The organism is Bacillus sp. MUM 116 (genome assembly GCF_001866655.1).
Taxonomy (GTDB): domain Bacteria; phylum Bacillota; class Bacilli; order Bacillales; family Cytobacillaceae; genus Neobacillus.
In genome coordinates this window covers 25,484-51,911 of record NZ_MLYR01000047.1, presented here as the reverse complement: position 1 = coordinate 51,911, position 26,428 = coordinate 25,484, and the positions used below count along the sequence as shown (strand labels likewise).

Genomic DNA, 26,428 nt, shown 5'->3' with positions numbered 1-26,428 from the left:
CTGGCAGGAAGATATAATTTGAATAGAGAATAAGTATTAGGGAGTTTCGTAAAGGTGGTGTTGGGAATGAGGCATTCATTTACACGCTTTTTTGGTCTTGGCGAAAAAGGAGAACAGGACCCAGAACTTGAGAAAGAACTTGAGAAAGAACTTGAGAAAGAACTCGAAATTGAAAGAAACGAAGAAATAAAGAAGATTCCAATTGACAATATCTTTCCAAATCGTTTCCAGCCGCGGACGGTTTTTGATGATGAAAAAATTGAAGAATTGTCACGGACCATTCATATTCATGGAATCATCCAGCCAATTGTTGTAAGACAATTTGACAAGGATCGTTACGAAATCATTGCTGGCGAGCGGCGTTGGAGGGCCATGAAAAAGCTGGGCTGGGATGAGGTTCCGGCAATTGTAAAAAATATGTCGGATACCGAAACAGCATCAGTTGCCTTAATTGAGAACCTGCAGCGGGAAGAATTGTCACCAATTGAAGAAGCAATTGCATATGGAAAGCTGCTTGAGCTTCATAATTTAACCCAGGAGGCTTTAGCCCAGCGTCTTGGGAAAGGGCAATCGACAGTAGCGAACAAGCTTCGCCTGCTTAAATTGCCGCAGGAGATTCAAGAGGCATTATTGAATAAAGTGATCACGGAGCGCCATGCCCGCGCGCTGATACCTTTGAAGGATCCAGAGAAACAGATTTTGCTTTTACAGGAAGTAATGGAGAAAAATCTAAATGTAAAGCAAACCGAGGATCGGGTCGTAAAACTGCTTGAACAAAAAAATCAAAAACCTAAACCAAAAAGGAAAGCTTTCAGTAAGGATATGCGCATTGCAGTAAATACAATTAGGCAATCTTTGTCGATGGTTTCCGATAGTGGAATAGACCTTAATGCGGAAGAAGAAGAATTTGATGAATTTTATCAATTCACTATCCGGATTCCGAAGAAAAAATAGAATAATCAGAAAAAGGACCAAACAATTAATTGTTTGGTCCTTTTTTTGGATGATACTGGCATTTGTTGAAATAAACACTTCTATTAATATTTTTTGAAAAAAAACAAAAACGAATCTATTTCGTGATAAAATAGTTACCATGGTCATTTGCTTTTTGAAAATGACAAATTAACAGTTTAATAGATGATTATTTGATAGAATATAAGTAAGAATTTAGGAAAAAGGGTAGGTGACATCGTGGGCAAAGTTATTGCAATCGCGAATCAAAAAGGCGGAGTCGGCAAAACGACTACCTCTGTCAACCTAGGCGCCTGCTTAGCATACATAGGGAAAAGGGTACTGTTGGTAGATATTGATCCGCAAGGAAATGCAACTAGCGGTATCGGAATTGAAAAGGCAGAAGTAGAACAGTGCATATACGATGTTTTAGTTGACGACGTGGAAGTAAAGAATGTTATAAAACCATCGTCTGTTGAAAATTTATATGCTGTTCCTGCTACCATTCAGCTCGCGGGTGCTGAAATTGAGTTAGTTCCGACCATTTCGCGGGAAGTACGGTTAAAACGTGCGCTTAATGAAGTAAAGGATCAATTTGATTATATCATTATTGATTGCCCTCCATCCCTCGGATTATTGACCATTAATGCATTAACAGCATCTGACGCGGTATTAATTCCGGTGCAGTGTGAGTATTATGCATTGGAAGGCCTAAGCCAGCTTTTGAATACAGTCCGGTTGGTGCAAAAACATTTAAATCAGGATTTAAAAATCGAAGGTGTTTTGTTAACGATGCTGGATGCCCGTACAAATTTGGGAATTCAAGTAATTGATGAAGTGAAGAAGTATTTTCAAGACAAAGTATATAAAACCATTATTCCAAGAAATGTACGTCTAAGTGAAGCGCCGAGCCACGGTGAACCCATTATCACGTATGACGCTAAATCCCGTGGAGCCGAAGTATATTTAGATTTGGCAAAGGAAGTGGTCTCTCATGGCTAAAGGATTAGGAAAAGGCCTCGATGCAATTTTTTCTAATATGGAGGTTAATAAGGACGAAACTGTTCAAGAGATAAAGCTGAAGGAATTGCGCCCCAATCCGTATCAACCAAGGAAAACCTTCCAACAAGAAGCAATCGATGAATTAAAGGAATCCATATTGGAACATGGCATCCTCCAGCCCCTTGTAGTCAGAAAAAGTATTAAAGGCTATGAAATTGTCGTGGGAGAAAGACGTTTCCGCGCAGCAAGGGAAGCAAAGTTTCAAACGGTTCCTGCTGTGGTCCGTGAATTGTCAGAGCAGCAAATGATGGAACTGGCAGTCATTGAAAACCTGCAAAGGGAAGATTTGAATCCAATTGAAGAGGCGATTGCTTATCAAACCTTGATGGAAAAATTAAAGCTGACACAAGAAGAGGTAGCGAAACGATTAGGAAAAAGCCGTCCGCATGTGGCGAATCATGTCCGCCTTCTCTCCCTTCCCGCAAAAATTCAAGAGTTGATTTCAAGCGGAAAAATTTCCATGGGGCATGGACGTGCATTGTTGGGACTGCGTCAAAAAGCAAAACTGCCGATTTTGGTTGAAAAAGTGATCAATGAAGGTTTAAACGTTCGGCAGCTTGAAAAGCTAATTCAGCAGCTAAATGATAATGTTTCACGTGAAACAAAAAAGCCGGAAGCGAAAAAAGATGTTTTTCTACAGGAGCGTGAGCACGCTCTCCGTGAGCGGTTTGGAACCACTGTTAATATCAAGAATTCAAAAAATAAAGGGAAAATTGAAATTGAATTCTTCTCTCAAGAGGATTTGGAACGAATCCTAGAAATGCTAGACCAGGAATCTTCGATTTAAACCATCATAGGATGGTTTATTTTTTATCAACACAATATATAGATCTTTATCTTAAATAATATTCAATATATTGTTTATAAGGGTTTTCGAAAAATCTTCCATTTCAAAATCAAATATGATAGTTTAATACTATTAAATAATTCGAGAGACGAATAATAATAGGAGAATCAATATGTTTTTATTAGGAACGCTTGTAAATGGGGCATTGATAATTGTCGGAAGTCTGCTAGGCAAACTATTAAATCGGATTCCGGAAAGTATGAAGACGACTGTTATGTATGCAATCGGATTATCTGTAATGGTGCTTGGGCTGCAAATGGGATTAAAAAGTGGAAATTTCTTAATTGTGATTTTAAGTCTTGTAATCGGTGCCGTAATAGGAGAACTTTTAAAATTGGAAGAGAAGCTTAACGATTTGGGACACTGGCTTGAAAGCAAAGTGGGCTCTAATGGGAAAGGAAGTATTTCCGAGGGGTTTGTTACAGCGACCTTAATCTTTGTAATTGGCGCAATGGCCATTATCGGTGCACTTAATAGTGGAATCCGCGGTGACCACGATGTGTTGTACACGAAATCGATTATTGATGGTTTTACTGCATTGATTTTAACAACGACACTAGGAATCGGTGTAATATTTTCGGCTATTCCTGTCTTGCTTTATGAAGGGCTGATTGCCTTGTTTGCTACGCAAATTGACCGCTTTGTGCCTCAAGCTTTGATGGATCAATTTATTGTGGAAATGACAGCGACAGGTGGAGTAATGATTTTTGCTATTGGTTTAAACCTTACCGGAATAATCAAAATCAAAGTCGCTAACCTTCTGCCTGGTATTGTCGTTACTGGGATTATTGTCACTGTATTATATTATTACCATCACAATTTCTAGGATATTAAAAAAGCAATCGGCTAGTCTCCGATTGCTTTTGTTTGTTCTTCTTGCCATTTCCAGTTATTCTCTGTCCAGCTATCCTTTGGGTACGTAAGACTGGCTTGATAGATCCCACCCGCAATTGTCTTTGCCATCTTCATGACGAGATTTAAGCGCGTGTTTTGTAAAACGAAAAACTCCATAAATCCGCTTACATTGACAATTCCAGTAATATGTAGCTCTCCTACTGCAGGAAGGTCTTTATTCACACCAGCTCCCGGTTTCACAGGCCCATCCCCCAGCTGAATCACACCCACATTTTTTACTCGGCCAAGGCAGGCATCAATACCAATCATAAATGGATTGTCATGCTTATTTTGAATTTCCATTAATTTTTCCTTAAGGTTTACCGCATGAATGGGTTCATCTAATGTGCCGTACACATGAAAAGATTGGAGGTTCTTTTCCTCTAACAGACTTCCGACTAGCGGGCCTAATGAATCCCCAGTGGAACGGTCCGTCCCAATGCAAACAAACACAATCGGCTGCTCAGATGAATCGGGAATCCTAGAAAGTAAATCCTCAGCAAGGTTTTCCGCTGCTTGGAAATCATCATAGCTTATACGCGTTTTAGCTTTTCGATCAAAAAAACCTGCTTTGAAATTCATCCGTTCCCCTCCAAAATTTAAAGACCCTATTTTTAATTAGTATACGGATTTTTTGGAAATTCTATACATAGAAGAATACAATTCCCTTTTAAAGTAGAAAAACTCCGTACTATAATAAAAAATAAAAACTTGGTAAAATAGGTTTTGAATAATGGAAGTAAGGATGGTGCGTACATGAGTTTTACGGAAAAAAGTTTGCAAAAATTGATTGATAAATTTCAAAGTGAAAATACATGGCTAACGCTGGGTGAAGGTTTATTAAAAATTATCGCCATTTTAATCATTTCGAATATTTTAATTCGGATTGGCAAAATCATGATTCATAATATCTTCAAAATCCGCAATCGTTCCCCTTTTAGAACAGTTGAGCGCAGAGAAGAAACACTTTCAAGACTGCTGGACAGCGTTCTATCCTATGTGGTTTACTTTATTGCGTTTTTAATGATTCTTTCTGTGTTAACGATTGATGTGAAGGCATTGCTTGCCGGAGCGGGGATTGTCGGATTAGCCGTTGGTTTTGGAGCACAAAGTCTTGTTAAAGATATTCTATCAGGGTTCTTTATTATTTTTGAGGACCAATTTGCTGTGGGAGATCATATCCGGGTAGGTGAATTTGAGGGAAATGTTGAAACGATTGGTTTAAGAACAACAAAAATAAAAAGTTGGACAGGGGAAATCCACATTTTACCAAATGGGAGTGTTACTCAAGTAACCAACTTTTCAATTAATAATAGTGTCGCAGTCGTGGATGTGGCGATTGCCTATGGAGAAGATGTTGATAAAGCAGAGAAGGTAATTGGTGAATTATTAGAGACATTACCAGCTCAATATGAAGTGTTAATTAAACCGCCAGAACTTTTGGGAATACAGAGTATGAGTGCTACAGAGGTTATCTTAAGGATTGTAGCTGAAACTCAGCCAATGAAGCAGGCCTATATTACTAGGATGATTCGGAAGGAAATTAAACTTGTTTTGGATCAACATGGTATTGAAATTCCGATGCCGAAGCTTGTTGCCTATTCAAATAGCATAGATCTGAAAAAATAAGGAAAGGAGAATGATACTATGGAACAAAAGGAATTCGCCTTAAATGATGTCGTTGAAATGAAAAAACAGCATCCATGCGGGACCAACCGATGGAAAATTATCCGCATGGGCATGGATGTAAGGATTAAATGTGAAGGCTGCGGTCACAGTGTTTTAATCCCACGAAGAGAGTTTTCCCGGAAAATGAAGAAAATTTTGGTGAAGCATGAGGAATAGTTCATGCTTCTTATTTTAAAAGCGGAAGCGCCTTGGTCAGCCCCGACAGCTGCTTGCGGTCCTGACGGTGAAGTCGTTTTTTGACTTCAGCGGCATGCCTACATCATTGAACTTTCCTCCATGCAGGCATGCGAAGAGGTGAACAGCACTTCATCGAGTATGCATTGCAAGCAGGAGCAGGAAAGCGACTTGGAAAAAAGCAGTTCATTTTTTCCCTAGAGGGGCTAGACGCTGGAGCTGGACAATAATCATTTCAAAGAAACTATTAATCTTATAGGAAAAGAAAGAAATGTAATGGGGGTGGAAGGTTTGGCTAAAGTTTATCAATCTGCTTGTCCGTTAAATTGTTGGGATAGCTGCGGCTTCCATGTGACAATCGAAGAAAATAAAGTAATCAAAGTGGATGGGGATCCGTCACACCCGATTACAAAGGGGAAAATTTGCGGACGTGGTCGAATGCTTGAAGCAAGAACCAACTCCCAGCAGCGATTATTAAATCCATTAAAAAAAGTAAATGGTGAGTTTCAACAGATTCCATGGGAGCAGGCTCTTGAAGAAATTTCTGAAAAATTAAAGGATATTAAGGAGACTTATGGCTCTACTGCTGTATTTCACAGTCACGATTACGCCAATAACGGGATTCTCAAAAACCTCGATCAGCGCTTTTTTAATTGCTACGGCGGAGTAACTGAAATTGTCGGTTCACTTTGCTGGGGGGCTGGAATTGAAGCCCAGGGATGGGATTTTGGAGAAGCGTGGAGTCATGAACCAAATGATGTATTAAATAGCAAAAACATTATCATCTGGGGAAGAAATGTAACACGGACAAACATGCATTTTTATGAAAAATTGCTGGAAGCTAAAAAACGCGGCGCCACTGTTTTTGTGATTGATCCAATTTTTAACGCAACGGCCAAAATGGCGGATGAATATATATCGATTAAACCAGGAATGGATGGCCTCCTTGCTGCCGGGATTATGAAAGAGATGCTTCGGTTGGAGTTCGAGGATCGTGAGTTTATTGAAGCATTTACACATGGTTTTCAAGATTTACTCGTACTCCTTGAAAGTATCACAATAGAAAAACTAAGTGAAATGACCGAGGTACCTATCGAGGTAATGACCAGGTTGGCAGCGGTATTTGCTAATAAACCAACGGCTGTGTTTATGGGTCTTGGAATGCAAAGATATGAAAATGGCGGCAACACGATTCGGTTAATTGATGCACTTGTTGCAATTAGCGGGAATATCGGGATACCTGGAGGTGGTGCCAACTATGCAAACCGTCAAGTGGGACAAAGCTTTGCCTTCGGTGAGCTGACCCTTCCCTATCGAAAACAACAGCACAGACAGTTTCCTATTATGAAACAAGCGGAAGAAATTTTAACGGCAAAAGACCCGGCTGTTCAAATGATTATTGTTACCTGCGGCAATCCTTTGACACAGGTCCCGAATTCACAAAAGGTTGCTAAAGCTTTTGCTTCTGTTCCAAGCCTTGTCGTTATTGAACAATTTATGACTGATACCGCTAAATTGGCGGATTATGTGTTGCCAACAACGACTGTTTTTGAAGAAGAGGATTTTTATTACTCCTCTATGTACCATCATTATGTGAATTACGGACCAAAGCTTGTTGAGGCCCCAGGAGAAGCAAAACCAGATTTGTGGATTTGGACCCAGTTAGCCGAAAGACTTGGCTTCGGTGAGGAATTTGCTTTTACAAGCGATCAGTTTTTTGCCATGGCTCTAAAACCTTTAGAGGGAAATGGAATAACGATTGAAAAACTAAAGGAACAGCATACTTTAGAGCTGCCAGTAACGATGATTCCGTGGCAGGACCGGAAATTTAAAACACCATCGGGCAAATTCGAATTTACCTCAAATTTAGATCGTCTAAGTGATGAGGAAGGTTTATTAAAATTATCCGTACCGATTGAATCAAAATGGAACAATCCGGATTTAGCAAATCAATACCCCTATCATTTATTGACGATTCACCCTTTACGCTCAAACCATTCGCAAAACTATCAGCTCTGGAAACAAGTACCAAAAGTGAAAGTAGAAGTGGCCCAAAACATTGCGGAACAATTAAAGCTTATGGAAGGGGATTTTGTGCGTGTTTGGAATGATCGTGGTGAAGTGAAAGGGTATGTTACTATTTTAAAAATTTCTCATGTGAATCTAATCAATATCGATGAGGGGATTTGGAAGGAATTTGGCGGGTCGGTTAATAACCTCACTTCCAGCAGGCCATCTGATAATCGACTTGGAAGTACGCTTTATGATTGTCTTGTCAATATTGAAAAAATAAATGAACTGTCGTGATCATTTGCGGCAGTTCATTTATTGTCTAGCTCCAGCGCCTAGCCCCTCTAGGGAAAAAATGAACTGCTTTTTTCCTAGGTCGCTTTCTTGCTCCAGCGGCAATGCATATTCAAAGAAGTGCTGTTCACCTCGTCGCTGCCTGCATGGAGGAAAGTTCAATGATGTAGGCATGCCGATGAAGTCAAAAAACGACTTCACTGTCAGGCCCGCAAGCACTGTCGGGGCTGACCAAGGCGCTTCCGCTTTTCTTATTTATCTTGTCTTTTTAGCTTGAAATGCCTATAATTGTTAGAGGCTTTTCAATTAATTTTGAACTAACTTTTTTATCATAGATAATTTGTATTTGAGGAGTGACTTAAATGGCTTTAACAGCTGGTATCGTTGGATTGCCGAACGTTGGTAAATCCACTTTATTTAATGCGATTACACAGGCAGGAGCGGAATCTGCAAACTATCCCTTCTGTACAATTGACCCGAATGTCGGAATTGTAGAGGTTCCCGACCATCGCTTAACAAAATTAACAGAGCTTGTACAGCCTAAAAAGACGGTTCCAACGGCATTTGAATTTACCGATATCGCAGGGATTGTAAAAGGTGCAAGTAAAGGTGAAGGCTTGGGGAACAAATTCCTTTCCCACATTCGTGAAGTAGATGCCATTTGTCAGGTGGTACGCTGCTTTGCTGATGAGAATATTACACACGTATCCGGTAAGGTTGATCCGATTGCCGATATCGAAACCATTAATTTAGAGTTAATCCTCGCTGATATGGAAAGTGTGGAAAAGCGGATTGGCCGCGTTGAAAAATTGGCTAAGCAAAAGGATAAGGATGCAGCGGCTGAATTTGAAGTCCTTTCGATGCTTCGTGATGCTTTTGAAGCGGAAAAACCGGCGCGTACAATTGAATTTACAGAAGAACAAATGAAATTTGTTAAGCAACTACATCTATTAACGAGTAAACCTGTTCTTTATGTGTCAAACGTTGGTGAAGACGATGTTGCTGACCCATCAAGCAATGAATACGTTCAAAAGGTCCGAGAATTTGCAGCTACAGACAATGCAGAAGTTATTGTGATTTGTGCTAAAATTGAAGAGGAAATTGCTGAGCTTGAAGGGGAAGAAAAGCAAATGTTCCTTGAAGAGCTTGGAATTGAAGAGTCTGGTTTAGACCAACTTATCCGTGCGGCCTATAGCTTACTTGGTTTAGCTACGTATTTTACAGCAGGTGTACAAGAAGTTCGTGCCTGGACATTTAGAAACGGCATGAAGGCGCCGCAATGTGCCGGGATTATTCACTCCGATTTTGAACGCGGCTTTATCCGTGCTGAAACAGTGGCTTATGAAGATTTGCTAGCAGCCGGCAGTCATAACGCGGCAAAAGAAGCTGGAAAAGTTCGTTTAGAAGGTAAAGATTATATTGTTAAAGACGGAGACGTCATCCACTTCCGCTTTAATGTTTAATGATTAAATCGCTTTGCATCTCGCAGAGCTTTTTGTATTGTATGATGGACAATCGGTGAACACCATTGCTTTTCCAAAATACCTATGCTATAATCTTAACTTGTGAGTAATGAAAAATTGCTCCTTGCCCAAATGTGGGCCGTTCAGACCAAAAGGAGGTGAATGTGATGAACAAGTACGAAGTTATGTACATCATCCGTCCAAATATTGAAGATGAGGCTAAAAAAGCTCTAGTTGAGCGTTTTAACACAATTCTTCTTGAAAATGGTGCGGAAACTGCTGAAACAAAAGATTGGGGTAAGCGTCGTCTTGCGTACGAAATCAATGATTTCCGCGATGGATACTACCAAATCGTTAAAACAACATCTTCAGCTGCTGCAGTTCAAGAATTTTCTCGTCTTGCAAAAATCAGCGAAGATATCATTCGTCATATCGTAATTAAAGAAGAAGCTTAATATAAATATTTCTGGAAATAATTGTTCCACATGGAACATTTACCGGGAGAAAAGGAGTTGATTCTGATGATGAATCGTGTCGTTCTTGTAGGCCGTTTAACAAAGGATCCTGATTTGCGTTATACGCCAAGTGGAGTTGCTGTTGCTACTTTTAGCTTAGCTGTAAATCGTCAATTTTCAAATCAGCAAGGTGAACGTGAAGCGGACTTTATTAATTGTGTTGTTTGGCGTAAGCCTGCTGAAAATGTGGCGAACTTTTTGAAAAAGGGCAGCCTTGCAGGTGTTGATGGTCGTATTCAAACTCGCAACTATGAAGGACAAGACGGAAAACGTGTATACGTTACGGAAGTTGTAGCAGAAAGTGTTCAATTCCTTGAGCCTAGAAATGCATCCGGCGGCGGCAACAGAAACGACAATGAGTTCTATGGAGCACCTCCAAGGGAACCGCAAGGCAATCCTTATGGCGGCGGCAATCAGAATCAACGTCCGAACAACAACCAAGGCTTTACACGGGTGGATGAGGATCCATTTGCGGGTAATGGTCAAATTGACATTTCCGATGACGATCTTCCATTCTAGAGTAAACCTTAATGAACGTTACTAGATAATAAACATGAAGGAGGGAATTTTCATGGCAGGAGGACGCAAAGGCGGTCGTGCGAAGCGCCGTAAGGTTTGTTATTTCACAGCAAACGGCATCACTCGCATTGATTTTAAAGATGTAGATTTACTTAAAAAGTTCATCTCTGAGCGTGGAAAAATTTTACCACGTCGTGTAACTGGTACTAGCGCTAAATACCAACGTAAACTAACAGTTGCAATCAAACGTGCACGTCAAATGGCATTACTACCATTCGTGGCTGGAGAATAGTAACTATAAAAGGCAGCAGGGTTCTTCCCTGCTGCCTTTTTTTATACTTAATTTTCCTTAAGAAAATATTAATGAAACAATACTATGTTAGAATATAATCAGGTAAAGATTTTCAAAGGAGGAGAATAGGTTGAAGGTACGGAAAGCGATTATTCCGGCAGCCGGCTTGGGGACAAGATTTCTGCCGGCAACAAAAGCGCAGCCAAAGGAAATGCTGCCAATTGTTGATAAGCCAACGCTTCAATATATCATTGAAGAAGCAGTAGAGTCCGGTATTGAGGAGATTTTAATTATTACCGGAAGAAATAAAAAATCAATTGAGGATCATTTCGATAAATCTGTAGAACTGGAGCTTGAATTGGAATCAAGGGGTAAACTTGAACTGCTAGCCGAAGTTCGGCAAATTTCAGAAATGGTTAATATTCATTATATTCGACAAAAAGAACCAAAAGGGCTTGGACATGCAATTTATTGTGCGAAAAGTTTTATCGGTAACGAGCCATTTGCTGTCCTTCTTGGTGATGATATTGTCTATTCTGAAAAACCATGTTTAAAGCAAATGATTGAAAAATATGAGGAATACAAAACAACGATTCTTGGTGTCCAGGAAGTAGCAACAGAAGATACCGATAAATATGGAATCATTGAAGGAAAAGAAATTGAAGATCGCATTTACAAGGTTAAAGGTTTAGTTGAAAAACCTGCTTCAGGGTCAGCCCCTTCCAATATTGCCATTCTAGGCAGATATATTATTAATCCGGCTATTTTTGACCTGTTAGAAAAAACGAAGCCAGGAAAAGGCGGAGAAATTCAGTTAACCGATGCCCTAAAAGAGCTTGCCCACAAAGAAGCAATGTATGCTTATAATTTTGAAGGGAAAAGGTATGATGTTGGTGACAAGCAGGGATTCCTTCAAGCTACAGTTGAGTTTGCGTTACGAAGAGAAGACCTTAGGGAAGAGTTCCTGAATTACTTAATTAAGGAACTAAAGCATAATGAGATGCTAACAATCAAATAGTTCAATTTGGAAAAGCCGAGATATCGGGCTTTTCTTTTATTTGGAGAAAGTATAGAATTTCAACTTCGAGAATTGTCCAGCTCCAGCGCCTAGGGGCTCGAGGTCACAAGCCAATCCGTCAAGAAGGTTAAAAAGCAACCTTCTCGCCGGCTCGTCTTGTGCTTGTCGTCCCTGACCAAGGCGCTTGCGCTTTTCTTAGCCTGTTTTATTGAATTGCTCTGATGAACTGGCTAAAATAAAAAGTACAGGTTTGAGAAATATTAGGGGTGAAGAAGTGAAAAATGCTCGTATTTTAACTGAGGGTGCAATCCTTTTAGCAGCCTTTACCGTTCTTTTGTTATTGACGATTTATGTTCCGCTCTTGGCAGTCATCATAAACTTTGTTTTACCGCTGCCCATTATCATGTTTACTGCAAAAAATCATTTAAAATATACGGCAGCATTCTTTGTTGCAGCTCTGTTTATTTCCTTTATTGCCGGTTCTTTTATGGGTTTGTCGATTACGCTGATTTATGGAACAACAGGCGCCGTAATGGGCTATTTCATTCAAAAAAATAAAGGCCGGACAAGTATCTTAATATCAGGCACACTTACCTTTATGGTTGGGGCTGTCATCCTTTATGTAATCAGTGTCGCCTTTTTCCACTTTGATTTGTTCCATGAACTGCTGAAGGCCTTTAAGCAATCTACCCTTCAATCGCAGGAATTGTTAAAATCGAGGATGACCGAGGAGCAATATCAAAAAGTTGTTACTCAAAATGAAAATATGTTAGGCATACTTCAGGTTTTAGCTCCGAGTGTGCTAATTATGAGTTCGATATGTTCCGTTTTTGTGATTCAACTAATTTGCTTCCCGATTGCGAAAAGATTTGGCATATCAACACCAACTTGGGGGAAATTCAGGGAGCTTTCCTTGCCAAGGAGCCTTCTTTGGTACTATTTAATAGTGCTGGCTGCCAATTTACTGTCCCATCCCGAAAAAGGTACTTATTATTACGCTGCTTTAATGAATTTAACTTACATATTAGAATTGTGTATGGTGTTACAGGGCTTTGCCTTTCTTTATTTTCTTTTCCATCAGAGAAATATTTCAAAAGGTGTCCGGGTGGTCGTTACCATACTGGCATTCATTCCAATTTTTCTTTCTATTATTAGAATTTTAGGTATAATTGATTTAGGTTTGGATTTAAGAAAGCGATTTGAGAAAAAAGAGTGATGACTACTGTTAGGAGCTGAAAAAATGCCTGCATTTTTGGAAAAACGTTCCATTCGTTATCCCTTTTACGGGTTAATAGCCGTTACAGTGGTGCTGCTCATAATCCTGTTTTTATATAATTGGATTCTAAGTTTGGCCGGGCTGTTATTGATGCTTATTCCGTTGTACTATATGTTCGTCATTGATATTCGCCAAAGGAAAGAAATGGAGGAGTATATTTCCACCCTATCGTACCGGGTCAAAAAAGTCGGTGAAGAGGCTTTAATGGAAATGCCGATTGGAATTATGCTTATTAATGAAGACTATTATATTGAGTGGTCCAATCCCTTTCTGTCCTCTTGTTTTGATGAGGATACGCTGATTGGCCGCTCCCTGTATGATATTGCCGATGCACTGGTCCCATTAGTGAAGCAGGAAGTGGAAACAGAAATCATTACCCTTCACGATCGGAAATTCAGGGTCATCCATCGGCACGAAGAACGCCTGCTTTATTTCTTTGATGTGACAGAGCAAACAGAAATTGAAAAAAAGTATCATGATGAGCGAACCGTGATTGCGGTTATCTTTTTAGATAATTATGATGATCTTACTCAAGGGATGGATGATCAGACGCGTGGAAGCATCAACAATCTGGTTACTTCTATCTTAAATAAGTGGGCGCAGGATAATGGGATTTTCTTGAAAAGGATTTCTTCCGAACGGTTTATGGCTGTTTTTAATGAAAGTATTTTACATATTCTTGAAAAGGATAAGTTTTCTATCCTGGATGAAGTAAGAGAAATGACCTCAAAGCATAATGTATCTTTTACTTTAAGTATTGGGGTTGGCGCAGGGGTCTCTTCCCTTCCTGAATTGGGAACGTTGGCACAATCGAGCCTTGACCTGGCACTTGGCAGAGGCGGCGACCAAGCTGCCATCAAGCAGCCTAACGGCAAGGTGAAATTCTTTGGTGGCAAGACCAACCCGATTGAAAAACGAACAAGAGTGAGGGCCCGGGTGATTTCTCATGCTCTGAAGGATTTAATTTTGGCCAGTGATAAAGTGATGATTATGGGCCATAAAAATCCTGATATGGATTCAATTGGTGCCTCGATTGGGATCTATAAAGTGGCACAGATGAATCAAAAAGAAGCTTATATTGTAGTCAACTCAAACTCGTTAGAAACAAGTGTTGGCCGTCTGATGGAGGAAATACGAAAGCATGAACAGCTTTATTCCCGTTTTATCGGACCTGAAGAGGCAATGGAGATTGCGACGGATAAAACGCTGCTAGTTGTTGTCGATACCCATAAGCCTTCCCTTGTGATGGAAGAGCGGTTGTTAAATAAAATTGATAATGTTGTAGTCATTGATCATCATCGCCGCGGTGAAGATTTTGTCCATAATCCAATTCTTGTGTATATGGAGCCTTATGCTTCGTCTACCTCCGAGCTTGTGACAGAGTTTCTTGAATACCAGCCAAAACGGGTAAAAATTGAGATGCTTGAAGCCACTGCCCTGTTAGCGGGAATTATTGTCGACACCAAGAGTTTTACTTTACGAACCGGTACACGCACATTTGATGCTGCCTCTTACCTAAGGGCACACGGGGCAGATACTATCCTCGTTCAAAAGTTTTTAAAGGAAAACGTTGATACGTATATAAAAAGAGCCAAGCTGATTGAATCGGTATCCTTTTACAAAGAAGGAATTGCCATTGCTGTTGGCGACGAGGATGAAATTAATGATCAAGTGATTATCGCTCAAGCAGCTGACACGTTATTAACCATGGAAGGGGTCATTGCCTCCTTTGTGATTTCCAAACGGGGCGAAGGAGCGATTGGGATTAGCGCCAGATCGTTAGGAAACATCAATGTCCAAATCATCATGGAGATCATGCAGGGTGGCGGGCATCTAACAAATGCAGCAACACAGCTAAACGGTGTTACAATAGAGGAAGCTGAAAATCAATTGAAGCTTGCAATTGATGAATACTTGGAAGGGAGCAACAAAGAATGAAAGTAATCTTTTTGAAAGACGTTAAAGGAAAAGGAAAAAAAGGGGAAATTAAAAATGTGGCTGACGGCTACGCACATAACTTTCTAATCAAACAAGGGCTGGCAATTGAAGCAACGCAGTCCAATATGAGTACTTTAGAGGGTCAACAGAAAAAAGAAGCTAAAGCGGCAGCTGAAGAGCTTACTGAAGCGAAAAGATTAAAAGAGCAATTGGAGAAAGTAACCGTTGAATTATCGGCAAAAGCCGGTGAGGGTGGCAGGCTGTTTGGCTCCATCACATCCAAACAGATTGCTGAAGAATTACAGAAAAAGCATGGAATTAAAATTGATAAACGTAAAATGGAATTGGGCGATGCCATTCGCACGCTGGGCCATACAAAAGTTCCAGTGAAGCTTCATCATGAAGTTTTAGCAACATTGAATGTTCATGTAAAAGAAGTACACTAATTTTTTACAGTGAAAAGTTCAGGGAAAACATGATAGAATAAAAAACATGAAGAAATGATGTGATCGGTTTTTTACTGGTCACTTTTTTCTTTGGCCGATAGGAAAGTATGACTTTCCTATCGGGCATAAGGACAACTACGCCTTATGAACCGCCCTTAGGGGCTCGCCAATCGGCGAGTTTTCTTTATACGATAAGATATTTTTATAAACATCCTTCTCACATAGGAGGTTTTAATAGATGAGTGATGTATTTGCTGACCGTATGCCGCCGCAAAATATTGAAGCGGAACAGGCTGTTCTTGGAGCAATTTTTCTAGAGCCTGCCTCATTAACCTTAGCTTCGGAAATCTTAATTCCCGAAGATTTTTACCGTGCTTCCCACCAAAAAATCTTTAATGTTATGTTGAAACTTAACGACCTCGGAAAAGCGGTTGATTTAATAACTGTTTCGGAAGACTTAGCCGCCTCAAAGCTTTTAGAGGATATTGGCGGGGTCAGTTATTTAAGTGAATTAGCTGGTTCGGTTCCAACGGCAGCGAACATAGAATATTACGCTAGAATAGTAGAAGAAAAATCATTGCTGCGCCGGTTAATTCGCACAGCTACAACAATTGCAACTGATGGGTATTCACGCGAGGATGAAGTGGAAACACTACTAAGTGAAGCGGAAAAAAGTATCCTTGAGGTAGCCCAAAGGAAAAATGCCGGTGCCTTTCATAATATTAAGGATGTCCTTGTTCGGACATATGATAATATTGAAACCATGCATCAGCGCGCAGGTGAAATTACGGGGCTAGAGACAGGCTTCGTTGATCTTGACCGCATGACGGCAGGCTTCCAGCGAAATGACTTAATTATTGTCGGTGCCCGTCCGTCGGTAGGTAAAACGGCATTCGCACTAAATGTAGCTCAAAACGTTGCCCATAAAACGGGTGAAAACATTGCGATTTTTAGTCTTGAGATGGGTGCAGAGCAGCTTGTAATGCGTCTGCTTTGTGCGGAAGGGAATATTGATGCGCAACGGCTTCGTACCGGCTCCCTGACAGATGATGACTGGGGTAAGCTGACAATGGCAATGGGCAGCTTGTCAAGCGCAGGTATTTTTATTGATGATACTCCAGGTGTCCGGATTAGTGATATCCGTTCGAAGTGCCGCCGTTTAAAGCAGGAGCACGGGCTTGGAATGATTTTGATTGATTATTTGCAGTTAATTCTCGGAAGCGGCCGTTCTGGTGAAAACCGCCAGCAAGAGGTTTCGGAAATTTCCCGTTCCCTTAAGCAGTTAGCGCGTGAGCTTCAGATTCCAGTCATCGCTCTATCCCAGCTTTCCCGTGGTGTCGAGCAGCGTCAGGATAAACGCCCGATGATGTCTGATATTCGTGAATCTGGTAGTATTGAGCAGGATGCGGATATTGTTGCTTTCTTATATCGTGATGATTACTATGATAAAGAATCAGAGGATAAGAATATTATTGAGATCATTATTGCCAAGCAGCGTAACGGTCCGGTTGGAACCGTCCAATTAGCCTTTGTAAAAGAATATAATAAGTTCGTCAACTTGGAGACTCGTTATAACGACCCTCAAGGAGCGTAAAAAACTTTGGTTAGCCTCTTTAAAAAGGGCTAGCCTTTTTATTTTACTAGATTAATATTATTACGAACATATTTTATTAAATTTGTATAAAACGTTCGTGTTTCGTTTGATTTTTCCTCGGTAAATTGATAAACTGTGTGATGGATAATTAAAATAATAAATGTTAGTTAAATTTCGGAGGTGCCTTACATGTCATCAGTAGTAGTTGTTGGTACACAATGGGGAGACGAAGGAAAAGGGAAAATTACTGATTTCCTTTCTGAAAATGCAGAAGTAATTGCTCGTTATCAAGGAGGCAACAATGCCGGGCACACTATCCAATTTAATGGAGAAACCTATAAATTACACTTAATTCCATCAGGGATCTTTTCAAAAGAAAAAATTAGTGTAATCGGTAACGGGATGGTTGTCGATCCGAAAGCACTTGTGACTGAACTTGCTTACTTACATGAAAGAGGCATTTCAACCGATAATCTTCGTATCAGTAACCGTGCACATGTCATTCTTCCTTACCATATTAAATTGGATGAAGTCGAAGAAGCCAGCAAAGGCGATAACAAAATTGGAACAACGAAAAAAGGAATTGGCCCTGCCTACATGGATAAAGCAGCACGTGTGGGGATTCGGATTGCTGATTTGCTTGACCGCGAAGTTTTTGAAGAAAAGCTAGAGAGAAACCTTGCGGAAAAGAACCGCTTATTTGAAAAAATTTATGAAACGGAAGGATTTACAAAAGAAGAAATCCTTGATGAATATTATGAATATGGACAACAGTTTAAACATTATGTTTGCGATACTTCTGTTGTTTTAAATGATGCATTGGATGAAGGACGCCGTGTTCTTTTTGAAGGAGCACAAGGTGTTATGCTTGATATTGACCAAGGAACATACCCGTTTGTTACCTCTTCAAACCCTGTTGCAGGGGGAGTAACAATCGGTTCCGGTGTTGGCCCTTCAAAAATTACTCATGTTGTCGGTGTATGTAAGGCTTATACTTCTCGTGTTGGTGACGGTCCATTCCCAACTGAATTATTTGATGAAATCGGTAACCAAATCCGTGAAGTTGGCCGTGAATATGGTACAACAACTGGCCGCCCACGCCGCGTAGGCTGGTTTGACAGTGTTGTTGTCCGTCATGCCCGCCGTGTCAGCGGTCTAACTGATTTGTCACTTAACTCGATTGATGTTTTAACTGGTATTGAAACATTAAAAATCTGTACGGCATATCGATATAAGGATGAAATCATTACAGAATATCCTGCAAGCTTAAAGGTGTTATCGCAATGTGAGCCTGTTTATGAAGAATTACCAGGCTGGTCTGAGGATATCACAGGCTGCAAATCATTAGATGAACTGCCTGCCAATGCCCGCCACTACGTTGAGCGTGTAACACAGCTTACAGGCATTCCTTTATCTACTTTCTCTGTTGGCCCGGATCGTAATCAAACAAATGTTGTCCGCAGCCCTTGGAGACAAGCATAATTTTTTGGTAAAGGTCCTCCTTTTTGGGGGGCTTTTATTTTTTGGCTCTGTTATTATTCATTGTTGATCTTCGTGTTGGTATGAGAATTCATAGGCGGAGAATTTCCGGCTAATGTATATATTGGAAGCTTAAGAAGCAGATATAAGCGAAGTTATTCCGATTAACTGCTCTAAATAAAACAAAAAACAAAGATTTGGATAATATAAACGGAAAAACTTTCTTTATTTTTAAGGAAATATGGGTATTTCCAAATTTATGCGGAATTTTACCGTTTATTTTTCAAACACAGTAAAATCAACATTCAGTTATAACGGAGCCTATTTTTTTAAAAACTTTTCACCAATTATACTTAAATTTTTTTAAAAAAAGTATTGCCTATTTAATAGAATCCATGATATTATAAAAAGCGTCGTCACGAAAGAGAACTTAATGACGGACAAGCCCTAATACGAGCCATTAGCTCAGTTGGTAGAGCATCTGACTTTTAATCAGAGGGTCGAAGGTTCGAGTCCTTCATGGCTCACCAAGTTTTTTTACGTAGTAAAATAACTTTCCATTATATGGCCCCTTGGTCAAGCGGTTAAGACACCGCCCTTTCACGGCGGTAACACGGGTTCGAATCCCGTAGGGGTCATAGGCATTTAGCGGTCAGTGAGTGACTGGCAAGGACGGTTTCCTTGCTGACTGCTATTAAATATTTGGTCCGGTAGTTCAGTTGGTTAGAATGCCTGCCTGTCACGCAGGAGGTCGCGGGTTCGAGTCCCGTCCGGACCGCCACTAGTTGGCTCAGTAGCTCAGTCGGTAGAGCAAAGGACTGAAAATCCTTGTGTCGGCGGTTCGATTCCGTCCTGAGCCATTTCAAAGAAGTTTGCTTTCGCAAACTTCTTTTTTTATTTTCACATTATCCTATGGCAATTGTAGCAAATACTACTAATAGATGATTTAAAACGGATTTAATGATAAAGTAAAATAGAGTATATATGACTTTTATTCAGATTTAAATATAAAGGAGCAATGGGTATGGAGAAAAAAATTCTAGTCGTGGATGATGAAAAACCGATTGCGGATATTCTACAATTCAACTTAAAAAAAGAAGGCTACAATGTCTATTGTGCCTATGATGGAAATGAAGCAATTAAAATGGTGGAGGAAATTCAACCGGATTTAATTCTTCTCGATATTATGATTCCTCAAAAAGACGGAATGGAAGTCTGCCGGGAAGTCCGCAAGAAATTTGAAATGCCGATTATCATGCTAACAGCAAAAGACTCAGAAATTGATAAGGTCCTTGGACTAGAACTGGGTGCAGATGACTATGTAACAAAACCTTTTAGCGCAAGAGAACTGATTGCCCGCGTGAAGGCAAATTTACGCCGTCACCAGCAGTTTAACGCACCGGCAGAAGAAGAAACAGAAACAAATGAAATTGAAATTGGCTCGCTCGTCATTCATCCTGATGCCTATATCGTTTCAAAACGTGGGGAAACGATAGAATTAACACATCGTGAATTTGAACTGCTCTATTATTTGGCGCAGCATATTGGCCAGGTGATGACAAGAGAACATTTATTACAAACCGTATGGGGTTATGATTATTATGGTGATGTCCGTACTGTGGACGTAACCGTTCGACGCCTGCGGGAAAAAATTGAGGATAGCCCAAGTCATCCAACTTGGATTGTAACGCGAAGAGGAGTTGGATATTATTTGCGCAATCCTGAACAGGAGTAATGGCCTTCATGAGAAAGGTTGGTTTCTTTCGATCCATACATGTTAAATTTGTTATCATCTATGTCCTGCTCATTTTAGTTGCCATGCAAGTCATCGGAGTTTATTTTGTAAAGCAATTAGAAGAAACACTAAGGACCAACTTCCAAACCTCTTTAACACAGCGTGTCAATTTGCTTGCTTATAATATTGTTGAGGAAATGAAAAAAGAACGGACATCTGAAGATCCAACACTTGAAGAAGATATTAAAAATATTCTCAAGGACTTCACTGCTGTTGATATTTCAGAGGTGCGTGTGATTGATGGGCGTTCGTTAAAAATTCTTGGAACCTCTGACCCTAATAATCAAGGGGTTGTTGGCCAGCGTTCGACGGACCTAAGGGTAAAACAGACGCTTACATTAGAAGAGGAACAAAGCAGTATTTTAATAGACCCTCAATCTGGGCATAGGATCTGGGTTCTGTCGAAGCCAATTAAATCGGGGAAAAAAGTGATTGGAGCGATTTATCTTATTGCCAAAATTGAAAACGTCTTTGTACAAATGAAGACGATAAATGGCATTTTTGCTACAGGCACCGGGATTGCGCTTGCCATTACTGCTGTTTTGGGAATCCTGCTGGCCCAGACCATCACAAGGCCAATTGCAGATTTGAAAAAACAGGCCATCGCGATGACAAAGGGGAACTTTTCGCGAAAAGTTAAGGTGTACGGAAATGATGAAATTGGCACATTAGCGATGACTTTTAATAATTTAACGAAAAAGCTCCAGGAAGCCCAGGCAATGACAGAAGGAGAGCGGAGAAAGCTTTCCACCGTTTTATCGTATATGACAGATGGAGTCATTGCGACGGACCGGAAAGGGCGTGTTATTTTAATCAATGAACCTGCGGCTGAGATGCTGGATGTTTCACGTGAAACAGTTCTTTCTCAGTCGATTGTATCCCTTTTAGGATTAAATGAAACGAATACGTTTGAAGATTTGCTTGAGGAAAATGATTCATTAATCCTGGATTACAGTACGAAAACAAAACCGTATATTCTTCGGGCGAATTTTTCGGTGATTCAAAAGGATACAGGCTTTGTCAATGGACTCATTGCGGTTCTTCATGATATTACGGAACAAGAAAAAATTGATGCGGACCGCAGGGAATTCGTGGCAAATGTCTCGCATGAATTAAGGACGCCGCTAACAACGATGCGTAGCTATCTCGAGGCTCTGGTAGATGGGGCATGGAGAGATGAGGAGATTGCCCCAAATTTCTTGGAGGTTACACGAACAGAAACGGAAAGAATGATTCGGCTTGTGAATGATCTTCTCACGTTATCTAAGATGGATAGCACCGACTATAAGCTTTCTCCTGAGTGGGTGAATTTTGTAAGTTTCTTTCACAGTATCATCGATCGTTTTGAAATGGCAAAAGAACAAAATGTTACCTTTAAAAGAGAGCTGCCAACAAATCCAATCTTCGTTGAAATTGACGAAGATAAGTTGACACAAGTGCTTTATAACATTATTTCCAATGCATTAAAATATTCACCTGAAGGAGGACAGGTTAGATTTTCCATACAGGAGGAAGAAGAAAGAATTATTGTCAGTATATCCGACCAGGGAATGGGGATTCCAAAGGAAAATATCGGGGAGATTTTTGAGCGTTTTTATCGAGTTGACAAAGCAAGAACCCGAAAGCTCGGAGGTACAGGATTGGGCCTTGCCATTGCAAAGGAAATTATTAATGCTCATGGCGGTGGAATTTGGGCAACCAGTCAGGAAGGGAAAGGAACGGTTATTGCTTTTTCCCTGCCGTATGAGGGTTCTGAAGAGGATGAATGGTCATGAGATACGAAAATATAAAATCTGCAATTTTAACCATTTTAGTATTGGTTAGTATTGTGTTAACCTGGAATTTATGGTCATATCAGCCCAATTATGAAACGATGAAAAATCAGAATACGGTTGCAGAGGTTACGCTAAGCGAAAAACAGGAAGCGCAAAAAATCTTAAAACCGGATCAAATTATATATCATATCAATGGTCATCACTATGGAACATCCAATACCGATGAACTTGAGAGTATTATGAAGAAATTAGGCCAATGGACCTTTTTGGATGTGGAGAATTACACCACAAAGGTAGGAAACGTCAATAATTTTGTTCATGAAAACGGAAAAGCGGAAATTATTTTCCCCGGGGAGATTCCAATTTCCTTGTACCGTAGTGTACTTAATTTTGAAGAACGCAAAATCGCCTCTTTCAATTTTGACCGAATTGTAATTAATTTTGAAAATTCCAGCAAAGATTTCGGCACGGTATATTTTGTTTCTTCAGAACATCAACAAGTGTTTATCAGCCATATTTCATCCGGTCTATTGAAGGGATTTCAAAAGGATTTTTATAAAAAGGCAGTTAATTTACCAAGTTATTTTGCTTATAAGCCTACAAATAAACGGACGATTTTCCTTCCCGAAAGTGAAACGGAAATGATGGAGTACCGTTATTTACCCCGAACATTGAATTCCAATGAATTTAAAAAAGCGCTTTTTGATGACCCAAGCTTTGTGCAAAAGAGTATTCTTCCACACGGGGAAGAATACACGAACGATTCAAGTAAATTGAATGTCTATTATGACAGCAATATGCTTGTGTATGTAAATCCGACGGTCGAAAATATGTATCCTTCCAATTCCTATGATTTAGTTAAAAAGAGCATTGATTTTGTCAATGAGCATGGCGGCTGGACAGATCCGTACCGATATGTTGCCAAGGATGAATCCAATCAGACAGTCATCTTCCGCTTATATAGCATGGACGGCTATCCTGTCTATAATGACCAAGGAGCTTCAGAAATTAAGGAAGTTTGGGGAAAAAATGCAATTATGAAATATGTAAGGCCGAATATTTCCCTGGATTTACCGCTCCGTTCGGAAACGAAAAAGATGATTCTTCCATCGGGACGGGAGGCAATAAAAGTTTTAGAAAGTCAAAAGAATTACCATCCTGAATTATTGAAAAAGATTATGCTGGGATACCGAATGGAACGGGATTCACAGGAAAACAAGATAATCCTCTTAGAACCTGCCTGGTTTTATCAATATGATGATACATGGGTGCAGATTACGATGGGAAACCAGGGAGGCTTTAAGCATGGATTGGAGTAAAATTAAAACGATTTTCATTATTACCTTTTTAATTTTGGATGTGTATCTGCTCTTTCAATTTCTGAAAATCCGGGATGCAAACAAGTATGAATTAATTACCGAAGCATCCTTCGAAGAAAAACTGAAAGCAGATGAAATTAAATTCGGTGATCTCCCAAAAGCACCCATTAAGGCACAATATTTAAGCGCGAAGCCAAAGAAATTTAAGAAAAGTGATTTAAAACGTTTAGAGGGAGAAGCCGCTGTTCTAAAGGATGAAACAACGATCCAAGCGAAACTGGGAAATCCATTACAACTAAGCTCAAAATTTGAACCAGCAGATCTGGCTGCCTTTTTAAAAAGTGATGTTCTTTATGGGGACCAATATCAATTTTGGGAAAAAAATGATACACAAAAAACGATAATCTATTTTCAACAAAGTGATAGTTATCCTTTATATCATAATATTAATGGGATGATTACATTTCATTTGAATAACAAGAATCAAATTGCCTCCTACGAGCAGACCTATTTGGAGGGAATTAAAAAACTTTCGGCTTCGTCAAAAGAAGAAGTCCTCACTCCTTTAAAGGCAATCGAAACACTGCATCAAAAAGGAATTCTGAAACCAAAGAGCACGATAACAAAGGTTGAGCTTGGATATTCCACTTTAATACAGCTTGCAGCCTCTCAAGTGCTGGCACCGACATGGCGTTTTGTGGTTGATGATAAAGAGAGCCTGTTTGTAAATGCATTTGAAGGACAGATTATTCAATTTAACAGCAACGAAAAAAGTGTAGTGGAGTGAACGAGAATGTCATTGCGTTATAGCATTTTAGCGAGTGGAAGTACGGGGAATGCACTATATGTAGAGTCCGATGAACATTCCTTTTTGGTAGATGCCGGTTTTAGCGGAAAACAGATGGAAAGCCTATTTGGACAAATTGACCGCGACATTAATAAACTTTCAGGGATATTTGTTACCCATGAGCACAGCGACCATATTAAGGGTGTCGGTGTGCTGGCACGTAAGTATAAGCTTCCGGTTTACGCGAATGAAAAAACTTGGAAGGCTATGGACGGTTTAGTGAGAGAAATTCCAACAGAGCAAAAGTTCATTTTTAACATGGAAACGGTAAAAAGTTTTGGGGCTGTTGAGATCGAATCCTTCGGTGTTTCACATGATGCAGCAGAACCGATGTTTTACGTTTTCCATCACTCCGATAAAAAGCTTGTTTTGATTACCGATACCGGTTATGTCAGTGATCGGATGAAGGGAATTATTACGAACGCTGATGCGTATATTTTTGAATCGAACCATGATGTACAAATGCTGCGCATGGGGCGATATCCTTGGAATATTAAGCGGAGAATTTTAAGTGATGTCGGCCATGTTTCCAATGAAGATGCGGCGGTGGCAATGAGCGATGTGATTGGAGAAAAGACGCGCCGGGTCTATCTTGCCCATTTGAGCCTTGATAATAATATGAAGGATTTGGCGCGAATGTCCGTATCCCAAACACTGCAAAGCCGCGGTTTGATTGTTGGGGAGCAATTTGAGCTCTACGATACCGACCCAAAAACCCCTACCGTTTTGACTGCTGTATAAAATATAGTAATGGAAAAAAGAGCGGGACTATTCCAGTCTTGCTTTTTTTATGTCTAAATTGCGTCTCATTATGGAAGAATATTGTAAGAAATTGCATTTTTTATTAATCTCCCGTTAGAAGAGTATAATTGTATATATAAGCCAAACTAAACGGTAGCAGCTTTTCGAAAGAGAGGGAATCGATAATGGGTTTTTATGATGATCAATCAAATGGACGTTATCGTGAAAAAAGAGGCAGAGGCGGCTTGTTCTTCTCCAGCCTGGTTGGAGCTATTATTGGAGCTGTATTGGTAGTTATGTTCATTCCGAGCTTGGCCAATTCAGGTGTTCTCCCCTACAATATTCAACCGAAAAATCAAGTTTCAACTGGAGCAAATACTACGAACAATCAAGGAATTGTCCAGAATGTATCTTATAATGTGACCACCAATACGACCAAGGCCGTTGATAAAGCAGGTCCGGCAGTTGTGGGGATCACTAATATCCAATCGACAAATTTTTGGTCAGATAGCGGGAAAAAATCTGAAGAGGCAGCTGGAACCGGCTCAGGGGTTATTTATAAAAAAGTTGATAATAAAGCCTTTGTTGTAACGAATCACCATGTCGTCGAAGGAGCAACAAAGCTCGAGGTGAGCCTCACCGATGGAACAAAACTCCCTGCAAAGCTCCTTGGAAGCGATATTTGGAGCGATTTAGCCGTTCTTGAGATTGATGCCAGCCATGTGAAAACAATTGCTGAATTCGGAAATTCAGATGAGTTAAAAATGGGCGAGCCGGTTATCGCGATTGGAAACCCGCTTGGTCCTACCTTCTCCGGTTCCGTGACACAGGGAATTGTTTCAGGGTTAAAACGAACGATCCCGATCGATATCAATCAGGATGGGATTATTGATTGGCAAGCGGAGGTTCTGCAAACAGATGCTGCCATCAACCCCGGGAACAGCGGCGGTGCTCTAGTTAATATTGCCGGACAAGTGGTTGGAATTAATTCGATGAAAATTTCCCAAGAGGCAGTAGAAGGAATCGGTTTATCGATCCCGATTAATTCCGCAAAACCAATCATTAATGATTTGGAGCAATACGGAAGTGTAAAGCGGCCATATATGGGGGTTGACTTGAAATCAGTTTCTGAAATTCCTGCCTACTATCAAGAAGAAGCCCTTAAATTGCCAAGAGGCATAAACTATGGTGTGGCACTTCGCCAGGTTGTATCAAATTCACCAGCGGCTCAGGCGGGCTTAAAGGAACTTGATGTGATTGTGGAATTGGATGGGAAAAAGATAAATGATGTCCTCGAATTACGGAAGCATTTGTATCAAGATAAGAAAATTGGCGAGCAAATGAAGGTTAAGTTTTATCGCAGTGGAAAATTAAAAGAAACAACCATGCGATTGTCGAGCGATAAAATGCAATAGTTTAGCAAGAAGCAGGAGGTGAATTAAATGGCCACCCTCCTGCTTTTTTGTGGTAACATGGATGGGGTTTAGTAT

Annotated in this window: 24 protein-coding genes and 4 tRNA genes; 27 read left to right on the top strand and 1 reads right to left on the bottom strand. The window is 40.2% G+C overall.

The window, feature by feature from the left end:
• Nucleotides 1–66 precede the first annotated feature (66 nt).
• The 4 genes from noc to BIV60_RS13465 all read left to right on the top strand — a co-directional run bounded on the left by noc (nucleotide 67) and on the right by BIV60_RS13465 (nucleotide 3,686).
• Entirely contained in the window at nucleotides 67–954 is an 888-nt protein-coding gene (noc, locus tag BIV60_RS13480; RefSeq protein ID WP_071356254.1) for a nucleoid occlusion protein, read from the top strand.
• Between the two features lie 237 nt (nucleotides 955–1,191).
• Entirely contained in the window at nucleotides 1,192–1,953 is a 762-nt protein-coding gene (locus BIV60_RS13475; protein WP_071356253.1) for a ParA family protein, read from the top strand.
• Nucleotides 1,946–2,800, top strand: a complete 855-nt coding sequence (locus BIV60_RS13470; protein ID WP_071356252.1) for a ParB/RepB/Spo0J family partition protein — start codon at nucleotides 1,946–1,948, stop codon at nucleotides 2,798–2,800. Before BIV60_RS13475 ends, BIV60_RS13470 begins: the two co-directional genes overlap by 8 nt.
• A 172-nt stretch (nucleotides 2,801–2,972) precedes the next feature.
• Complete coding sequence (locus BIV60_RS13465) at nucleotides 2,973–3,686, top strand: DUF554 domain-containing protein (RefSeq protein WP_071356251.1); 714 nt, start codon at nucleotides 2,973–2,975, stop codon at nucleotides 3,684–3,686.
• A 20-nt stretch (nucleotides 3,687–3,706) separates the two neighbouring features.
• Here the strand turns inward: BIV60_RS13465 and yyaC are convergent, their stop codons facing one another.
• Nucleotides 3,707–4,336, bottom strand: coding sequence for a spore protease YyaC (yyaC, locus tag BIV60_RS13460; protein ID WP_071356250.1), 630 nt, complete (start codon nucleotides 4,334–4,336; stop codon nucleotides 3,707–3,709).
• Nucleotides 4,337–4,510: 174 nt separating this feature from the next.
• Between yyaC and BIV60_RS13455 the strand changes: the two genes are divergently transcribed.
• The 23 genes from BIV60_RS13455 (at nucleotide 4,511) to BIV60_RS13345 (ending at nucleotide 26,353) form a co-directional block, all read left to right on the top strand.
• The gene (locus BIV60_RS13455) at nucleotides 4,511–5,383 is read left to right on the top strand and encodes a mechanosensitive ion channel family protein (RefSeq protein ID WP_071356249.1); all 873 of its coding nucleotides are present in this window, start codon (nucleotides 4,511–4,513) and stop codon (nucleotides 5,381–5,383) included.
• An 18-nt stretch (nucleotides 5,384–5,401) separates the two neighbouring features.
• Nucleotides 5,402–5,599 carry a DUF951 domain-containing protein gene (locus tag BIV60_RS13450; protein ID WP_071356248.1) on the top strand — a complete coding sequence of 66 codons (198 nt, stop codon included), beginning with the start codon at nucleotides 5,402–5,404 and terminating at the stop codon, nucleotides 5,597–5,599.
• A gap of 294 nt (nucleotides 5,600–5,893) precedes the next feature.
• Nucleotides 5,894–7,924 (top strand): molybdopterin-dependent oxidoreductase, encoded by a 2,031-nt coding sequence (locus tag BIV60_RS13445; protein WP_371261530.1) that lies wholly within the window; start codon nucleotides 5,894–5,896, stop codon nucleotides 7,922–7,924.
• 359 nt (nucleotides 7,925–8,283) lie between these two features.
• The gene (ychF, locus tag BIV60_RS13440; RefSeq protein ID WP_071356246.1) at nucleotides 8,284–9,384 is read left to right on the top strand and encodes a redox-regulated ATPase YchF; all 1,101 of its coding nucleotides are present in this window, start codon (nucleotides 8,284–8,286) and stop codon (nucleotides 9,382–9,384) included.
• Nucleotides 9,385–9,551: 167 nt separating this feature from the next.
• Nucleotides 9,552–9,839 carry a 30S ribosomal protein S6 gene (gene rpsF / locus BIV60_RS13435; RefSeq protein WP_071356245.1) on the top strand — a complete coding sequence of 96 codons (288 nt, stop codon included), beginning with the start codon at nucleotides 9,552–9,554 and terminating at the stop codon, nucleotides 9,837–9,839.
• Nucleotides 9,840–9,905: 66 nt separating this feature from the next.
• Nucleotides 9,906–10,418 (top strand): single-stranded DNA-binding protein, encoded by a 513-nt coding sequence (gene ssb, locus BIV60_RS13430; protein ID WP_071356244.1) that lies wholly within the window; start codon nucleotides 9,906–9,908, stop codon nucleotides 10,416–10,418.
• 52 nt (nucleotides 10,419–10,470) lie between these two features.
• Nucleotides 10,471–10,710, top strand: coding sequence for a 30S ribosomal protein S18 (gene rpsR, locus BIV60_RS13425; RefSeq protein ID WP_071356243.1), 240 nt, complete (start codon nucleotides 10,471–10,473; stop codon nucleotides 10,708–10,710).
• 130 nt (nucleotides 10,711–10,840) lie between these two features.
• Nucleotides 10,841–11,728, top strand: a complete 888-nt coding sequence (gene galU / locus BIV60_RS13420) for a UTP--glucose-1-phosphate uridylyltransferase GalU (protein WP_071356242.1) — start codon at nucleotides 10,841–10,843, stop codon at nucleotides 11,726–11,728.
• 274 nt (nucleotides 11,729–12,002) lie between these two features.
• Nucleotides 12,003–12,944 (top strand): YybS family protein, encoded by a 942-nt coding sequence (locus BIV60_RS13415; protein WP_071356241.1) that lies wholly within the window; start codon nucleotides 12,003–12,005, stop codon nucleotides 12,942–12,944.
• A 24-nt stretch (nucleotides 12,945–12,968) separates the two neighbouring features.
• The gene (locus tag BIV60_RS13410) at nucleotides 12,969–14,942 is read left to right on the top strand and encodes a DHH family phosphoesterase (protein WP_071356240.1); all 1,974 of its coding nucleotides are present in this window, start codon (nucleotides 12,969–12,971) and stop codon (nucleotides 14,940–14,942) included.
• Complete coding sequence (gene rplI / locus BIV60_RS13405; RefSeq protein ID WP_071356239.1) at nucleotides 14,939–15,388, top strand: 50S ribosomal protein L9; 450 nt, start codon at nucleotides 14,939–14,941, stop codon at nucleotides 15,386–15,388. Before BIV60_RS13410 ends, rplI begins: the two co-directional genes overlap by 4 nt.
• A 238-nt stretch (nucleotides 15,389–15,626) precedes the next feature.
• Complete coding sequence (gene dnaB, locus BIV60_RS13400) at nucleotides 15,627–16,982, top strand: replicative DNA helicase (RefSeq protein WP_071356238.1); 1,356 nt, start codon at nucleotides 15,627–15,629, stop codon at nucleotides 16,980–16,982.
• A gap of 189 nt (nucleotides 16,983–17,171) precedes the next feature.
• Nucleotides 17,172–18,464, top strand: a complete 1,293-nt coding sequence (locus BIV60_RS13395) for an adenylosuccinate synthase (RefSeq protein ID WP_071356237.1) — start codon at nucleotides 17,172–17,174, stop codon at nucleotides 18,462–18,464.
• A 451-nt stretch (nucleotides 18,465–18,915) separates the two neighbouring features.
• A tRNA-Lys gene (locus BIV60_RS13390) sits at nucleotides 18,916–18,991 on the top strand.
• Between the two features lie 36 nt (nucleotides 18,992–19,027).
• Nucleotides 19,028–19,099 (top strand) — tRNA-Glu (locus tag BIV60_RS13385).
• 66 nt (nucleotides 19,100–19,165) lie between these two features.
• A tRNA-Asp gene (locus BIV60_RS13380) sits at nucleotides 19,166–19,242 on the top strand.
• Between the two features lie 6 nt (nucleotides 19,243–19,248).
• Nucleotides 19,249–19,321, top strand: a tRNA-Phe gene (locus BIV60_RS13375).
• Between the two features lie 164 nt (nucleotides 19,322–19,485).
• On the top strand, nucleotides 19,486–20,196 hold the full coding sequence (yycF, locus tag BIV60_RS13370) for a response regulator YycF (RefSeq protein ID WP_071356236.1): 711 nt from the start codon (nucleotides 19,486–19,488) through the stop codon (nucleotides 20,194–20,196).
• An 8-nt stretch (nucleotides 20,197–20,204) separates the two neighbouring features.
• Nucleotides 20,205–22,031 carry a cell wall metabolism sensor histidine kinase WalK gene (walK, locus tag BIV60_RS13365; protein WP_071356271.1) on the top strand — a complete coding sequence of 609 codons (1,827 nt, stop codon included), beginning with the start codon at nucleotides 20,205–20,207 and terminating at the stop codon, nucleotides 22,029–22,031.
• Nucleotides 22,028–23,350 carry a YycH family regulatory protein gene (locus BIV60_RS13360; protein WP_071356235.1) on the top strand — a complete coding sequence of 441 codons (1,323 nt, stop codon included), beginning with the start codon at nucleotides 22,028–22,030 and terminating at the stop codon, nucleotides 23,348–23,350. The genes walK and BIV60_RS13360 overlap by 4 nt, the downstream gene beginning before the upstream one ends.
• A complete protein-coding gene (locus tag BIV60_RS13355; protein WP_071356234.1) occupies nucleotides 23,337–24,137 on the top strand; it encodes a two-component system regulatory protein YycI in 801 nt (266 codons plus the stop codon). The genes BIV60_RS13360 and BIV60_RS13355 overlap by 14 nt, the downstream gene beginning before the upstream one ends.
• 6 nt (nucleotides 24,138–24,143) lie before the next feature.
• Nucleotides 24,144–24,938 (top strand): MBL fold metallo-hydrolase, encoded by a 795-nt coding sequence (locus tag BIV60_RS13350; RefSeq protein ID WP_071356233.1) that lies wholly within the window; start codon nucleotides 24,144–24,146, stop codon nucleotides 24,936–24,938.
• Between the two features lie 185 nt (nucleotides 24,939–25,123).
• Entirely contained in the window at nucleotides 25,124–26,353 is a 1,230-nt protein-coding gene (locus BIV60_RS13345) for a S1C family serine protease (protein ID WP_071356232.1), read from the top strand.
• The last annotated feature ends 75 nt before the right edge of the window (nucleotides 26,354–26,428 follow it).

Bases quoted from the DNA above. Each gene is read 5' to 3' on its own strand.
- BIV60_RS13360 (WP_071356235.1), top strand. From the start codon at position 22,028: ATGAGATACGAAAATATAAAATCTGCAATTTTAACCATTTTAGTATTG.
- BIV60_RS13355 (WP_071356234.1), top strand. From the start codon at position 23,337: ATGGATTGGAGTAAAATTAAAACGATTTTCATTATTACCTTTTTAATT.
- BIV60_RS13350 (WP_071356233.1), top strand. From the start codon at position 24,144: ATGTCATTGCGTTATAGCATTTTAGCGAGTGGAAGTACGGGGAATGCA.
- rplI (WP_071356239.1), top strand. From the start codon at position 14,939: ATGAAAGTAATCTTTTTGAAAGACGTTAAAGGAAAAGGAAAAAAAGGG.
- BIV60_RS13450 (WP_071356248.1), top strand. From the start codon at position 5,402: ATGGAACAAAAGGAATTCGCCTTAAATGATGTCGTTGAAATGAAAAAA.
- BIV60_RS13395 (WP_071356237.1), top strand. From the start codon at position 17,172: ATGTCATCAGTAGTAGTTGTTGGTACACAATGGGGAGACGAAGGAAAA.
- BIV60_RS13445 (WP_371261530.1), top strand. From the start codon at position 5,894: ATGGGGGTGGAAGGTTTGGCTAAAGTTTATCAATCTGCTTGTCCGTTA.
- noc (WP_071356254.1), top strand. From the start codon at position 67: ATGAGGCATTCATTTACACGCTTTTTTGGTCTTGGCGAAAAAGGAGAA.
- BIV60_RS13455 (WP_071356249.1), top strand. From the start codon at position 4,511: ATGAGTTTTACGGAAAAAAGTTTGCAAAAATTGATTGATAAATTTCAA.
- BIV60_RS13465 (WP_071356251.1), top strand. From the start codon at position 2,973: ATGTTTTTATTAGGAACGCTTGTAAATGGGGCATTGATAATTGTCGGA.
- walK (WP_071356271.1), top strand. From the start codon at position 20,205: ATGAGAAAGGTTGGTTTCTTTCGATCCATACATGTTAAATTTGTTATC.
- BIV60_RS13410 (WP_071356240.1), top strand. From the start codon at position 12,969: ATGCCTGCATTTTTGGAAAAACGTTCCATTCGTTATCCCTTTTACGGG.
- yyaC (WP_071356250.1), bottom strand. From the start codon at position 4,336: ATGAATTTCAAAGCAGGTTTTTTTGATCGAAAAGCTAAAACGCGTATA.
- rpsF (WP_071356245.1), top strand. From the start codon at position 9,552: ATGAACAAGTACGAAGTTATGTACATCATCCGTCCAAATATTGAAGAT.
- yycF (WP_071356236.1), top strand. From the start codon at position 19,486: ATGGAGAAAAAAATTCTAGTCGTGGATGATGAAAAACCGATTGCGGAT.
- BIV60_RS13470 (WP_071356252.1), top strand. From the start codon at position 1,946: ATGGCTAAAGGATTAGGAAAAGGCCTCGATGCAATTTTTTCTAATATG.
- BIV60_RS13345 (WP_071356232.1), top strand. From the start codon at position 25,124: ATGGGTTTTTATGATGATCAATCAAATGGACGTTATCGTGAAAAAAGA.
- rpsR (WP_071356243.1), top strand. From the start codon at position 10,471: ATGGCAGGAGGACGCAAAGGCGGTCGTGCGAAGCGCCGTAAGGTTTGT.
- dnaB (WP_071356238.1), top strand. From the start codon at position 15,627: ATGAGTGATGTATTTGCTGACCGTATGCCGCCGCAAAATATTGAAGCG.
- ssb (WP_071356244.1), top strand. From the start codon at position 9,906: ATGATGAATCGTGTCGTTCTTGTAGGCCGTTTAACAAAGGATCCTGAT.
- ychF (WP_071356246.1), top strand. From the start codon at position 8,284: ATGGCTTTAACAGCTGGTATCGTTGGATTGCCGAACGTTGGTAAATCC.